Raw genomic sequence first — 13140 nt, 5'->3', positions numbered from 1 at the left:
AGCCGGGCAATTGCCCGGCTTTTTGCATCATCGATGGTCAGGATCAGCGACGCGGCGTGCTGTCGTCGTCTTCGTCTTCGTCATCAGTGTCGGGCAGGTTGAAGAACGTGTCCTTGTCCAGCTCGCGCTCGGGCTTGTCCTCGTCGCGCGACAGGCTGAAGTTTTCCAGTCCGGCGATCGAGCTGGGCAGGCGCGGCTCTTCCGACATGGCCAGCGAGGTCTCGGTGCTGACCAGCTTGCGACGTTCGTCATCGGTCATCACGCCACCCTCGGCGGCTTTCTTCTTGGCGGCCTTCTGGACGGCGGCGTCCAGTTCGGTCTGGCGGCACAGGCCCAGGGCGACCGGGTCGATCGGCTGGATGTTCTGGCTGTTCCAGTGGGTCCGCTCGCGGATCGACGCGATCGTGGGCTTGGTCGTGCCGACCAGCTTGGCGATCTGCGCGTCGGCCAGCTCCGGGTGGAACTTGACCAGCCACAGGATCGCCGCAGGACGGTCCTGACGCTTGGACAGCGGCGTATAGCGCGGCCCGCGACGCTTTTCCTCGCCATCGGCGGCAGGGTTGTGCTTCAGGCGCATGCGATAGATCGGGCTGCCCTCGGCGCGCTTGATCTCTTCGGGGTCCAGCTGGTTCGAGGCGACGGGGTCATAGCCCTTGACGCCCGCGGCCACGTCGCCATCGGCGATGCCCTGGACCTCAAGCTCGTGCAGACCGCAGAAATCGCCGATCTGCTTGAAGCTGAGCGTCGTGTTGTCGACCAGCCAGACGGCGGTGGCCTTGGCCATCAGCGGCTTGCTCATGTCAGTCTCCTTCGCGTGTCTCTTGGTCCCGAACATGGGGATGAGGGCCGGAAAAACGGCTTCGGCTTGCGCCATTCCTCGTTTTCGGGGGGAATTGGCAGGTCGTATACCGATTTCAGGGGCCGGGGAAAAGAGGATTCGCACGATTGCCGGTGCATGCCCGCGCGGCGTCGCTATTGTCGCAGGATGCGCATCCTGTTCCTGACCTTGGCGGTCCTGCTGACCCCCCTGCCCCTTGCCGCCCGCGACGTCGCGGGGCGGTTCGATTACTATGTGCTGGCGCTGTCCTGGCAGCCGACCTGGTGCAGCACGACGGGCGACGACCGTGATGCCCCCGAATGCCGCGACGGCACGGCGCGCGATTTCACCGTGCACGGGCTGTGGCCCCAATACGACCGCGGCTGGCCGCAGGATTGCACGACCCGCGAACGCGATCCGTCGCGCCGCGACAGTGCCGCGATGGCAGATGTGATGGGGTCCGGCGGCCTGGCTTGGTACCAGTGGCAGAAACACGGCCGCTGCAGCGGGCTGTCGGCCGCCGGTTACTATGACGCGACCCGCCAGGCGGCGCGGGACATCGTGATCCCGCCGGTGCTTGACGACCTTGCCCGCGACGTCGCGGCCCCGCCCGCGGTGATCGAGGAGGCGTTCCTGGAGGCGAACCCCGGCTTGGAGCCCGACGGCGTCACGATCACCTGCCGCAACGGCGCCCTGACCGAGGTTCGGATCTGCCTGACCCGCGATCTGGAACCGCGCACCTGCGCGCCGGACGCGCGCCGCGACTGCGACGCGCCCCGGCTGCTGATCGAGGCAGTGCGCTAGCCCGCGACCTTCAGGACGATCTTGCCGATATGGTCGCTGCTCTCCATCCGGCGATGCGCGTCGGCCGCGTCGGCCAGCGCGAATTCGCTGTCGATGGTGACGGCCACCGACCCGGCGGCGATCATCGGCCACAGCTGCTTGCGGATCTGGTCGGCAATCTCGGCCTTGGCGACGTCGGATTGCGGGCGCAGGGTCGATCCGGTGATGGTCAGGCGGTTCACCATGATCTGGGCAAAGTTCAGCTCGACCTTGGGGCCCTCCAGAAAGGCGATCATGACCAGCCGTCCGTCCTGGGCCAGCGACTTGATGTTGCGCGGGATATAGCTGCCCCCGACCATGTCCAGGATCAGGTCCGCACCGCCCGCCTCGGCCAAGACCTTGGTGAAATCCTGGCTGCGATAGTTGATGGCGGTGGCGCCAAGCGCCGTGATGGCCGCGCATTTGTCGTCGCTGCCGGCGGTGGCAAAGACGCGCGCACCAAGCGCGTGGGCGATCTGGATGGCCATCATGCCGATCCCGGACGTGCCGCCATGCACCAGAAAGCGGTCGCCCCCGGTCAGACCGCCCCGCTGAACCACGTTCGACCAGACGGTGAACGCGGTTTCGGGCAGGCACGCGCCCTCGCGCAGGGTCAGGCCCTTGGGGATGCGCAGCGCGTGATCTGCGTGGCAGACCGCGTATTCCGCATATCCGCCGCCCGGCAGCAGGGCACAGACCTGTTCACCCTTCTTCCAGCGCGTGACGCCCGCGCCAAGCCCCACGATCTCTCCCGAGGCCTCCAGCCCGGGCAGGTCGGACGCGCCCGGCGGCGGGGCATAGCTGCCCGATCGCTGCAGCACGTCGGGCCGGTTCACGCCTGCATAGGCGATCTTGATCAGGATCTGGTCGTGGCAGGGCACCGGCACGGGCCGGGTGGTGGCGCGCAACTGATCGGCGGCGCCGGGGCCGGCGATCTCGATGGCGGTCATCTGGTCGGGAAACATGCGGTCGTCCTTATCGGGTCTTGCCGGGCAGCGCCCGGTCGCGGGGCGCGCGGATCCAGCCCAGGGCGGCATCGGCCAGCTTGGAAGCGCCGGGCAGGCTGCGCAGGCGCGCCTTGACCGTCTCGACCGACATCACGCCGTCGATGCGGCGGTCGATGAAGGCGCGGGTGTCGGCGCGACCTTCGGAATCATCACCCAGCCAGAACAGCACCGTCGCCGAAATCACCGCCGTCAGCGTCGCGCGTTTCGAATACCAGTTCACGTCCTGCGACCGATCGCCCAAGGCGGTCCAGATCACGTCCGCCGTCTCCCAGACCAGCCGCGCGGCAAGACCCGCGTTCTGCGGCAGGGCCAGCGTCGCGGCACCGGCGCGCACCAGTTCGGGGTCCGACAGTTCCAGCCGCCGCCAAACGGCCTGGGCCACGCGGTCGCGGAACCGCCCCTCAAGCGGCGTGGCGGCCAGCGTCTCGCGCAGCGTCCGGTCGGCGCGCCGATGATAGGCGGCGGCCAGCCCGGCACCGCCCTGCGGGAAATGCACCCGGATCAGGGCCGCATCCATGCCGATGTCGCGCGCGCCGGCGGCCAGCGCCCGTTCGTTCATCCCCTCGAAGGGAACATGGATCAGTGCGGCATCCAGCAGCGCGTCTCGGTCGGTGTGGGTCATGCATACCTCGTCTGGACATTTGCGCCCGCCGCTGTTAGGGGGACGCTTCCTGCAATCTATCAACTCTAACCTAGGAAGGTGGTGACAACCACATGCAGGTCAATGTTCGCGACAACAACGTCGAGCAGGCGCTCCGTGCTCTGAAGAAAAAACTTCAGCGCGAAGGTGTCTTTCGCGAAATGAAGCTCAAGCAACATTTCGAGAAGCCGTCGGTCAAGAAAGCCCGTGAAAAGGCCGAGGCCGTTCGCCGTGCCCGCAAGCTGGCCCGTAAAAAGGCACAGCGCGAAGGCGCGCTGTAAGACGACGCGATCTTGTGTCATTTGATAACCCCCGCGGCGCCATGCCGCGGGGGTTTTCTTTTGTCAGGCATCGACCCGGGGCACGATCAGCCGTTGCTGTCGGACCCGCCATCGGATCCACCGTCAGAACCGCCATCCGAATCACCACCATCGGAACCGCCGTCCGACCCGCCATCCGAATCGCCGCCATCGGCACCGCCGTCCGAACCGCCGTCAGAACCGCCATCGGCACCGCCATCCGCGCCACCGTCAGCACCGCCATCGTCAGACCCGCCGTCATCGGCACCATCGTCTCCGGTGCCGCCATCCGTGCCGTCATCGGTTCCGCCGTCGTCGGCATCACCGCCGTCCGCATCGCCCGGCGCGTCGGCGCCGGCCTGATCCGATTGGTCGCCGGAGGACGACGGTTCGGCATCGGGGCGCGTCTCGACACCGTCGACGGACACCAGCCGCCCATTGGCGGTGCTGTAGACCAGTTCGGTCGGCACGCCGGCGCGCTGTGCGGTGACCGTCAGGATCGGCCCCTCGCGCTGGATATAGATGTCGGAATAGCCCTGATCCGACAGGGTCTCGGCGATCGCCTCGTAGTTTTCCAGGCTCTCGAAGCGGGGATAATCGCTTTCCGCGATGAACCCGCCCGACGGCGATTCCTCCAGCGCGTCATCGGGGACGATAACGGTCGATTGCGGGGTCTCGATCTGGGTGGTCTGGGCGATGGCGGTGGTGGCCATCAGGCTGGCTGCGGCAATCTGGCCGCCCATCAGCAGGGCCTTGAACGGAGTCTTCAACATCGTGCGTCTCCTGTTGTCTGTCTGACAGGATAACGCACATGCAGGCCGGCAGGGTTCCCTGACCGGCGATCAGACCGGAATCGCGGTGGTGCGGAACACCGTGCGCAGGGCAAAGCTGGAATGCATCTGGGCGACCCCCGGCAGGCGCGACAGGTGCTGGCGGTGGATGCGGGCGAAATCGTCCGTATCCTCGACCACGATCTTCAGCAGATAGTCGGCGGTGCCCGCCATCAGGTGGCATTCCAGCACGTCGGGAATGGTGCGCACGCCGCGTTCAAAGGCGTCCAGAACCTCGTCCGCCTGCCCCGACAGGGTGATCTCCACGAACACGGTCGTCTGCCGCCGCAACGCGCGTGCATCCAGCAGCGCGACATAGCCCGAGATGACGCCCGCCTCCTCCAGCCGCTGCACACGCCTGTGGCAGGCAGAGGGGGACAGATGCACCCGCAGCGCCAGTTCGGCATTGCTGATTCGCCCCTCTGCCTGAAGCAGGGACAGGATTCGTCGGTCTGTTGCGTCAAGTTCGGCCATACCGGCAGATTCTTCGAACATGGCGGAAAATGCCAGTGGTTTCTTCGCAGATGATGCGCCGATCAGGGGCAGGTTCGCAGCACCTTGCGGGCCGGACGGGGCATCATCGGACCACACCTCTGGGAGGAGAGACCATGAAGATTGGATGCCCCACCGAGATCAAGCCGCAGGAATTCCGCGTCGGCCTGACCCCTGCCGCCGCGGCCGAGGCCGTGCTGCGCGGCCATGACGTGCTGGTCCAGTCCGGCGCGGGCCAGGGCGCCGGCTTCGCGGACAAGGATTACATCGATGCAGGCGCGCAGATCGCCCCCGACGCGGCGACCGTCTTCGGAGAGGCCGAGCTGATCATCAAGGTCAAGGAGCCGCAGGCCGCCGAACGGCGGATGCTGGCGCGCGGCCAGATCCTGTTCACCTATCTGCATCTGGCGCCCGACCCGGACCAGACCCGCGACCTGCTGGACAGCGGCGTGACCGCCATCGCCTATGAGACGGTGACCGATGCCCGCGGCGGCCTGCCCCTGCTGGCCCCGATGTCCGAGGTTGCAGGCCGCCTGGCCCCCCAAGTCGGCGCATGGGCGCTGCAAAAGGCCAATGGCGGGCGCGGCGTGCTGATGGGCGGCGTGCCCGGCGTGCGGCCCGCGAATGTCGTAGTGATCGGCGGCGGCGTGGTGGGCACCGCGGCGGCGCGCGTGGCCGTCGGCATGGGTGCCAACGTGACGGTCATGGACCGGTCGGTCCCCCGCCTGTCCTATCTGGACGACATCTTCATGGGCCGCCTGACGACGCAATTCGCCAGCGCCGCCGCCACGGCCGAGGCGATCCGCACCGCCGACATGGTCATCGGCGCGGTCCTGATCCCCGGCGCGGCCGCGCCCAAGCTGATCACCCGCGACCAGCTGTCGACCATGCCGCAGGGCGCGGTGCTGGTGGACGTGGCGATCGATCAGGGCGGCTGTTTCGAGACGTCGCGCGCGACGACGCATCAGGACCCGATCTATGACGTCGACGGGATCGTGCATTATTGCGTGGCGAACATGCCCGGCGCGGTGGCGCGCACCGCCACGCAGGCGCTTGGCAACGTGACCATGCCGCATCTGCTGGCCCTGGCCGACAAGGGCTGGCGCCGCGCACTGACCGACGACGCGCATCTGCGCGCCGGCCTGTCGGTGCACGAGGGCCAGCTGACCTCGCCCCCGGTGGGCGAGGCTCTGGGCCTGGAGGCCGTCACCCCGGCATCGATGCTGGGGCTGTAGCCGTCAGGCCGGGCTGGTGCGGTCGGCCAGCAGGTCGCGGATCTGCGCCAGCAGCTCCTCCTGGCTGGGGCCGGAGGGGGCGACTGCTTCCTTGGCCTCCTCCTCGCGCTTGACGGTGCGCTGCAGGCGGTTGACGCCCTTGACCAGCAGGAACACCGCCCAGGCCACGATCAGAAAGTTCAGCACCGCCATGGCGAAGGCGCCATAGGCAAAGATCGCCGCCCCGGAATCGCGGGCGGCGGCTAGGCTGGCCCCGTCCGGGACGTTGCCCGACAGCGCGATGTACTTGTCGGTGAAATCGATCCCGCCGGTCATAAGACCCAGGATCGGGTTGATCAGGTCGACGACCAGCGAATTGACGATGGCCGTAAAGGCCGCGCCGATGATGATGCCGACGGCAAGGTCGATGACATTGCCGCGGGCGATGAAAGTCTTGAATTCCTGAATCATGACACACTCTCCCCGTGCTGCGCGTCAATTCCGCGCCCGCCGATCCTGCGACCATGCCGGACGAAAATCAATCGCGCGCGTGCAGGACCCCGTCACGGGGCCCTGCGGGGCAATGCGTCACTCCGCCGGGGCGGCCTCGGCCAGCTTGGTGTCGATGATCTCCTTCATGCTGTCCCAGGGCTGGTTCGACACCTTTTCCCCGTCGATGATGAAGGTCGGGGTCGCCTCAACCCCGTCGGCGGTCGCGTTCGTCTGGAACGTCGCGATCAGTTGTTCAACCTTTGCGGTGTCTTCCCAGCACGCGGTCATCTGATCCTCGGTCATCCCGGCCTTGAGGCCGATGCGACGCAGGTTCGTCGCGATCTCGTCGCCCGAACCGCCGGCCAGCCACTGTTCCTGTTCGTCAAACAGCATGCCGGACACGGGATAGAACTTGTCGTCACCGCCGCAGCGCGCCAGGATTCCGGCCCACAGGCCCGGCTGGTCGAAATAGACGTCGCGCTGAACAAAGCGGACCTTGCCGGTGTCGATGTATTCCGCCTTCAGCTGCGGATAGACGTCGCTGTGGAAGTTCGCGCAATGCCCGCAGGTGAAGCTGGCATATTCGACGATGGTCAGGGGCGCGTCCTCGGCGCCCTGCGCGATGTCGGGCAGGGTTTCGGGGGTGGCGGCGGCATCCTGTGCCAGAACGGGGGCGGCCAGGGTCATCGCGACGGCGGTGGCGGCAAATCGCAGAAACATGGAAAGTCCTTTCAGGTCGTGCATGTCATGTCAGGTCCGGCGGCTGGCGACGTTCATCGCCAGTTGCGCCATGGCCTGGGCCAAGGTCGGATCGGAGAACTGCTGCCCCACCCCCTGGGCCTGCGCCACGATCGCGGGATCGGGCGCGCGGTCCGGGCGGGGCGCATGGGAAAAGGCCGCCTGCCCTTCGGCAAAGCCTGTGGCGGCGGTCTGGGTCAGGGTGATGCGGCTGACCGCGTTATAGCCATAGCAGGCGTTGACCCGGTCGCGCAGCCTGGGCAGCTGCATCTCGACCATGGGCGCCATGGGGCCGGTGGTCAGCAAGGTCAGCGTGGAGCCAAGCCCGTTGCGGGCATGGCTGATGCGGACCGGGCGGGTGACGGGGGCCAGTTGCGGGCCGGCGATCTCGGCCCAGTTGGTCAGCAGGCGGGTCACCGCGAATCCCCGCCCCTCGGCCGCCTTCTGGACGCGGTCGGCCAGCAGCGTCGCCGCCGCCTGAAAGCCACGGCTGCGACGACGGATCCGGGTCTTTGGGGCGTCGGACGGGTGGGCCATGGGCGCCTTTGCTGCTATCACCCGGCCATTCTTAGCCAGCCATCCCCCCGGATGAAAGCGCGCCCTTTTGCAAAGGCTTACATAATTGCGTGAAAGCAAGGTGATCGCCCCCGACCTGCTGGACTGGTACGACCGCCATGCCCGCAGCCTGCCCTGGCGCGTGCCGCCCGGCGGCGCCCCCGCCGACCCCTATCGCATCTGGCTGTCCGAGGTGATGCTGCAGCAGACCACCGTCGCGGCGGTCAAGGCGTATTTCCTGCGCTTCACCGCGCTATGGCCGACGGTCCAGGACCTGGCAGCGGCCGACGATGCGCGGGTGATGGCCGAATGGGCGGGCCTTGGCTATTACGCCCGCGCCCGCAACCTGCTGGCCTGCGCCCGTGCAGTGGCAGACCGGGGCGGCTTTCCGGACTTGCGCGACGGGCTGACGGCCCTGCCTGGGATCGGGGCCTATACCTCGGCGGCGATTGCGGCGATCGCCTTTGACCGGGTGGAAACCGTGGTGGACGGCAATGTCGAACGCGTGGTGTCGCGGCTGTTCGCGGTCCAGACACCCCTGCCCCGCGCGAAACCGGAACTGGTGGCGCTGGCCGATACCCTGACCCCGGAGGCCCGCCCCGGCGATTACGCGCAGGCGATGATGGATCTGGGTGCGACCCTCTGCACGCCCCGCAACCCCGCCTGCGTCATCTGTCCCGTCCAGGCGCATTGCGACGCCCGCGCGCAGGGGATCGCCCCCGAACTGCCGCGCAAGACGCCAAAGGCCGCCAAGCCCACGCGTCAGGGCGTGGTCTGGCTGGCACGTCAGGGCGACGCGCTGGTGCTGGAACATCGCCCTCCCAAGGGGTTGCTGGGCGGCACGCTGGCCTTTCCGTCGGCGCAGTGGGACGGGCGCGACATGCCCCCGCCGGGGCCCGCGGACTGGCGCGACCTGGGGACCGTGCGCCATGTCTTCACGCATTTCACGCTTGATCTGACCGTGCTGCTGGGCGACCTGACCGGCAATCCCACGCGCGGGGAACTGGTCCCCCTGCGGCAGATCGACCGCGATGCCTGCCGGGGCTGATGCGCAAGGCATGGGATATGGCGCAACCGCATCTGCAACGCTAGCATCGGCGCATGAGCCATGCCCCCGTCCCCGCCGCGGCGCCTTTCTGGCTGTCCGTCGCCCTGATCCCCCTGGTCGCGCTGGCGGCCTGGGGTGGTGGGATGTGGTGGCTGATCGTGCCGGTGTATGCGTGGTATCTGACCACGGTGCTGGACCGCATGCTGGGCCTGAACGAGGCCAATCCCGACCCCGATACCGCCACCGACCAGCTGTTCTGGCACCGCGCCGTGACGCTGATCTGGTTCCCGCTGCAGGCGGCCACGATGCTGGCCTGCCTGTGGCTGGCGGGGCGGACGGACCACCTGACCGGGTGGGAATCGCTTGGCCTGTTCTTTGCCATCGGGGTGATGTCGGGCAGCGTCGGCATCGTCTATGCGCATGAACTGCTGCACCAGAAGACGCCCGCGGAACGCTGGCTGGGGGATCTGCTGCTGGCCTCGGTCCTCTATTCGCACTTCCGCACCGAACATCTGCTGGTGCATCACAGCTGGGTATCGACCCCGCGCGACGCCGTCTCGGCCCGCTATAACGAGGGGTTCCACCGATTCTTTGCCCGCGTTCTGGTCGACGGCCCCCACAGCGCATGGCGAGCCGAGACGCGGTTTCTGGCCCGCGCAGGCCGCAGCCCGTGGGACCGCCGCAACCCCTTCTGGCGCTATGCCGCGCTGCAGGGGACGATGCTGGTGCTGGCCGTCGCGGTGGGGGGCTGGACCGGTCTGGGGCTGTTCCTGTTCCAGGCCCTGATCGCCATCTGGCAGCTGGAGCTGACGAATTACGTCGAACATTACGGGCTGTCGCGCAAGCATCTGGGAGAGGGCCGCTATGAACCCGTCCGCCCGCGCCACAGCTGGAACGCCAGCCACACCGCGACGAACTGGCTGCTGATCAACCTGCAGCGCCATTCCGACCACCACACCAAGCCCGACCGCCGCTTTCCGCTGCTGCAGACCTATGGCGCGGACGAGGCGCCGCAGCTGCCGATGGGCTATCCGGCGATGACGGTGCTGGCGATGATCCCGCCGCTGTGGCGCCGCCGGATGAACCCCCGCGTGCGCGCCTGGCGGCGGCAGTTCTATCCGGAAATCACCGACTGGACCGACTATAACCACGGCACGCTGCCGATGCCCCGCAACGCGCTGTAGCGCGCCTGCCGCAGGCGCCCGGAAATATCGGTAAAAGGCTGCGCAGCTTGTCCCGGCCGTGATCTTGCATTGTGTGCACAAAACAGAAAAATGTCCCAAGGGCGCAACAGGGACCGACCGGAATGAACGACGATTCTTTGCAGATGCACCGCGATGCGCAGCCCTATCATTTCGCCGCGGGTGACAGTCTGGGCTATCTTCTGTACCGCAGCGTGGCACGACCCGGCCTGGAACGCGACGACCTGGACCGCATCCTGCGCCATGCGCGCGACCGCAACCGGGCGGCGGGGCTGACCGGATGCCTGCACCACGAGGACGGGCTGTTCTTCCAGTGGGTCGAAGGGCCGCGCTTTCGCCTGTTCCGCCTGATCGACGTGCTGCGCGAGGATGACCGCCACCTGAACTTCACCGTGCTAGACCAAGGGCCGCTGCAACAGCGTCTGTTCACCGAGTGGGAGATGCGGTTTTCCGACCGCGAGGCGGCATCGCTGCTGGAATGGCTGGCCGACCGCCGGGACCGGACCGGCAACGATCAGGACGACGCCGAAAGCATCGCGGCCTTCATGCGGTCGATGAAGGGCTGACGGACGAAAAACCCCCGCCATGCGGACATGGCGGGGCAAGGTGGTTCCGGCCGTGCGCGATGCGCACGGGGGAACTGGCGAAGGGTGAAACTCAGTTGGGCCGGGGGGCGTCGCCTTCCATCTCGGCGCGGATCTGCTGGCGCAGGATGTCCAGGGGGATCATCTTGCCCTCGCGCCGGAAATGCCAGTAGGTCCAGCCGTTGCAGCTGGGCGCGCCTTCCAGCGCGGCGCCGACTTGGTGGATCGACCCCTTGACGTCATTCCCGATCAGCGACCCGTCGGCACGGACCTTGGCCTTGTGCCGGTTGCCGATGGAGAACAGCTCCTCTCCGGGGCGCAGCATGCCGCGTTCGATCACCTGACCGAACGGAATCCGCACCTCGGCGCGCTTGGCGCGGGTGGTGGCGATGGCGTCGGCGTCCAGGCGGCGGACGCGGGACAGGCGGCGGTCCGCGACCTCGCGGTACGCCTCCTCGCGCTCGATCCCGATATAGTCGCGGCCCAGCATCTTGGCGACCGCGCCGGTGGTGCCCGTGCCGAAGAACGGGTCCAGCACCACGTCGCCGGGGTTGGTCGTGCCCAGGATCACCCGGTGCAGCAGCGATTCGGGCTTCTGCGTCGGATGGGCCTTGTCGCCCGCCGCATCCTTCAGCCGTTCGCCACCGTTGCAGATCGGCAGGACCCAGTCGCTGCGCATCTGGATGCCCTCGTTCAGCGACTTGAGCGCCTCATAGTTGAACGTGTATTTCGAGGTTTCCGATTTCGCCGCCCAGATCAGCGTCTCGTGCGCGTTGGTCAGGCGCTTGCCGCGAAAGTTCGGCATCGGGTTCGACTTGCGCCAGATCACGTCGTTCATGATCCAGAACTTCTGGTTCTGCAGCTCGGCGCCCACGCGGAAGATGTTGTGATAGCTGCCGATCACCCAGATCGCGCCGTTGGGCTTCAGCAGCCGGCGCGCGGCGGCCAGCCAGTCATGGGTAAAGGCGTCATAGGTGGCAAAGCTGGAAAACTGGTCCCAATGATCGTCCACCGCATCGACCAGGCTGTTGTCGGGCCGATGCAGGTCGCCCTTCAGCTGCAGGTTATAGGGCGGATCGGCAAAGATCAGGTCAACGCTGCCCGCGGGCAGGCCGTTCATGATCTCGATGCAATCGCCGCCCAGAATCTGGTTCAGCGGTAATGGTCGCGCGGAATCCGCGCGCTGGTCCTTGGTTTTCGTCATGCTCTGCCTTCGGGAAATGCCGACTTTTGCCGGTCTGGTATGTCCCCAAAGATGATTCAGATGCGAATCGCCGTCAATTTCTTTTTCGAATCAGTCACTTACCAAAGGGGCTTTACACAAGATATTGTGTACCGGCCTGAACGACCGCCTATGATGTGGGGTTATCCCCAGATCTAGCAGGGCGCGTTTGTGGCCGGGCGTCGGGTATCCGGCATTCACGTCCCAGCCATATCCGGGGTGCTGTTGCGCCAAATCCACCATGATGCGGTCGCGCAACACCTTGGCCACGATAGAGGCCGCGGCGATCGACAGGCAGCGCGCGTCGCCCTTGACCACCGCCTGCGCGGGCAGGGTCAGGTCGCGGGGCAGCATGTTGCCGTCGATCAGCACATGGCAGGGCGGCTGGCGCAGCCCGGCCAGGGCGCGGCACATGGCGACATGGCTGGCGCGCAGGATGTTCAGAGCGTCGATCTCGACCGGCTCGACATGGGCCACGGACCAGTCGCAATGCGCCATGATCCAAGCGGCCAGCGCCTCGCGCCGGGCGGCGGTCAGCTTCTTGCTGTCGTTCAGGCCGTCGGGGATATTCTGCGGGTCCAGCACCACGGCCGCCGCGGTGACGGGACCGGCCAGCGGACCGCGCCCGGCCTCGTCCACGCCGGCGACGCGACGCGCGCCCCCGGCCATGGCCAGGGTCTCGACGCTGTAATCGGGGGTCATGCGGTGACCCGCACCGCGGGGATGGTGACTTCCTCAAGGTTCGTGCCGGTCCCCTCGCGGTCCACGACCAGGAAATCGGCCGGATGGTCCAGCGGCGTCAGCACCCCGTGCCACGTGCCCGCATGCAGGTTCACGCCCGTCCGCGCCGGGATCAGAAACGCCCGCAACGGGCCGGGGCGGCCGTTATCGTCGGGCGCCACCACCGACAGCCACGGCCGGTCGCCAAGCGGCATGAACGCCTGCGACCCAAGCGGGTGGCGTTCCAGCAGCGTGCAGTCGTAGGGCAGGCTGACAGCCTCGCTGCGGAAGATGGAGATGATCGCCTCGCCCCCGCCCCGTTCGACGGTGGCCAGGGCGTGGTGGCGTTCGCAGCGGCCCGCATTGATCATGCGGTCCGGCGTGGCGCGCGGAGTCAGCACCTCGCCAAAGGGGGCGAAGGCGGCGGCGGTCAGGGGTTCGATGCGGATCGTGCTCAT

Annotated in this window: 16 protein-coding genes and 1 pseudogene; 6 read left to right on the top strand and 11 right to left on the bottom strand. The window is 67.4% G+C overall.

Features of this window, described 5'->3' with window-relative positions:
- Window positions 1-43: 43 nt before the first annotated feature.
- Entirely contained in the window at window positions 44-799 is a 756-nt protein-coding gene (locus TY51_RS02810) for a DUF1013 domain-containing protein (protein WP_042245580.1), read from the bottom strand.
- Window positions 800-985: 186 nt separating this feature from the next.
- Here TY51_RS02810 and TY51_RS02805 point away from each other — a divergent pair, with 186 nt between their 5' ends.
- On the top strand, window positions 986-1621 hold the full coding sequence (locus TY51_RS02805) for a ribonuclease T2 (RefSeq protein ID WP_042245598.1): 636 nt from the start codon (window positions 986-988) through the stop codon (window positions 1619-1621).
- Here the strand turns inward: TY51_RS02805 and TY51_RS02800 are convergent.
- The gene (locus tag TY51_RS02800; RefSeq protein ID WP_042245577.1) at window positions 1618-2604 is read right to left on the bottom strand and encodes an NAD(P)H-quinone oxidoreductase; all 987 of its coding nucleotides are present in this window, start codon (window positions 2602-2604) and stop codon (window positions 1618-1620) included. The two genes, TY51_RS02805 and TY51_RS02800, sit on opposite strands and share 4 nt — an antisense overlap.
- A gap of 10 nt (window positions 2605-2614) precedes the next feature.
- Window positions 2615-3268 carry a COQ9 family protein gene (locus TY51_RS02795; RefSeq protein WP_042245574.1) on the bottom strand — a complete coding sequence of 218 codons (654 nt, stop codon included), beginning with the start codon at window positions 3266-3268 and terminating at the stop codon, window positions 2615-2617.
- A 92-nt stretch (window positions 3269-3360) separates the two neighbouring features.
- Here TY51_RS02795 and rpsU point away from each other — a divergent pair, with 92 nt between their 5' ends.
- Window positions 3361-3567, top strand: coding sequence for a 30S ribosomal protein S21 (gene rpsU / locus TY51_RS20735; protein ID WP_081994671.1), 207 nt, complete (start codon window positions 3361-3363; stop codon window positions 3565-3567).
- A gap of 86 nt (window positions 3568-3653) precedes the next feature.
- Here the strand turns inward: rpsU and TY51_RS22410 are convergent, their stop codons facing one another.
- Together TY51_RS22410 and TY51_RS02780 are read right to left on the bottom strand one after the other, a co-directional pair.
- Window positions 3654-4358: a hypothetical protein gene (locus TY51_RS22410; RefSeq protein WP_052649695.1), complete on the bottom strand. Its 705-nt coding sequence runs from the start codon at window positions 4356-4358 to the stop codon at window positions 3654-3656.
- A 69-nt stretch (window positions 4359-4427) separates the two neighbouring features.
- The gene (locus tag TY51_RS02780; RefSeq protein ID WP_042245592.1) at window positions 4428-4889 is read right to left on the bottom strand and encodes an Lrp/AsnC family transcriptional regulator; all 462 of its coding nucleotides are present in this window, start codon (window positions 4887-4889) and stop codon (window positions 4428-4430) included.
- Between the two features lie 134 nt (window positions 4890-5023).
- Between TY51_RS02780 and ald the strand changes: the two genes are divergently transcribed.
- Window positions 5024-6142, top strand: a complete 1119-nt coding sequence (gene ald, locus TY51_RS02775; RefSeq protein ID WP_042245568.1) for an alanine dehydrogenase — start codon at window positions 5024-5026, stop codon at window positions 6140-6142.
- 3 nt (window positions 6143-6145) lie between these two features.
- On the opposite strand, the gene mscL is transcribed toward ald, so the two are convergent.
- The 3 genes from mscL to TY51_RS02760 form a co-directional block, all read right to left on the bottom strand.
- On the bottom strand, window positions 6146-6592 hold the full coding sequence (gene mscL / locus TY51_RS02770; RefSeq protein ID WP_042245565.1) for a large conductance mechanosensitive channel protein MscL: 447 nt from the start codon (window positions 6590-6592) through the stop codon (window positions 6146-6148).
- 117 nt (window positions 6593-6709) lie between these two features.
- Window positions 6710-7333 (bottom strand): DsbA family protein, encoded by a 624-nt coding sequence (locus TY51_RS02765; RefSeq protein ID WP_042245562.1) that lies wholly within the window; start codon window positions 7331-7333, stop codon window positions 6710-6712.
- 30 nt (window positions 7334-7363) lie between these two features.
- The gene (locus TY51_RS02760) at window positions 7364-7888 is read right to left on the bottom strand and encodes a DUF721 domain-containing protein (protein WP_042245560.1); all 525 of its coding nucleotides are present in this window, start codon (window positions 7886-7888) and stop codon (window positions 7364-7366) included.
- An 85-nt stretch (window positions 7889-7973) separates the two neighbouring features.
- Between TY51_RS02760 and TY51_RS02755 the strand changes: the two are divergent.
- From TY51_RS02755 to TY51_RS02745, 3 genes and pseudogenes are all read left to right on the top strand, one after another.
- A pseudogene (locus TY51_RS02755) lies at window positions 7974-8998 on the top strand (A/G-specific adenine glycosylase).
- 9 nt (window positions 8999-9007) lie between these two features.
- The gene (locus TY51_RS02750; protein WP_042245557.1) at window positions 9008-10138 is read left to right on the top strand and encodes an alkane 1-monooxygenase; all 1131 of its coding nucleotides are present in this window, start codon (window positions 9008-9010) and stop codon (window positions 10136-10138) included.
- 122 nt (window positions 10139-10260) lie between these two features.
- Window positions 10261-10722: a BLUF domain-containing protein gene (locus tag TY51_RS02745; protein WP_052649693.1), complete on the top strand. Its 462-nt coding sequence runs from the start codon at window positions 10261-10263 to the stop codon at window positions 10720-10722.
- A gap of 91 nt (window positions 10723-10813) precedes the next feature.
- Here TY51_RS02745 and TY51_RS02740 read toward each other — a convergent pair whose 3' ends face one another.
- The 3 genes from TY51_RS02740 to TY51_RS02730 form a co-directional block, all read right to left on the bottom strand.
- Window positions 10814-11944 (bottom strand): site-specific DNA-methyltransferase, encoded by a 1131-nt coding sequence (locus TY51_RS02740; protein WP_042245554.1) that lies wholly within the window; start codon window positions 11942-11944, stop codon window positions 10814-10816.
- A gap of 90 nt (window positions 11945-12034) precedes the next feature.
- Window positions 12035-12664, bottom strand: coding sequence for a ribonuclease HII (locus TY51_RS02735; RefSeq protein ID WP_042245551.1), 630 nt, complete (start codon window positions 12662-12664; stop codon window positions 12035-12037).
- On the bottom strand, window positions 12661-13140 hold the full coding sequence (locus TY51_RS02730) for an ureidoglycolate lyase (RefSeq protein ID WP_042245549.1): 480 nt from the start codon (window positions 13138-13140) through the stop codon (window positions 12661-12663). Before TY51_RS02730 ends, TY51_RS02735 begins: the two co-directional genes overlap by 4 nt.

Origin of the sequence: Paracoccus sp. PAMC 22219 (assembly GCF_000787695.1) — a bacterium.
GTDB lineage: Bacteria > Pseudomonadota > Alphaproteobacteria > Rhodobacterales > Rhodobacteraceae > Paracoccus.
Note: the sequence above shows the minus strand (reverse complement) of the source record. Positions and strands in the feature narration are given on the sequence as shown.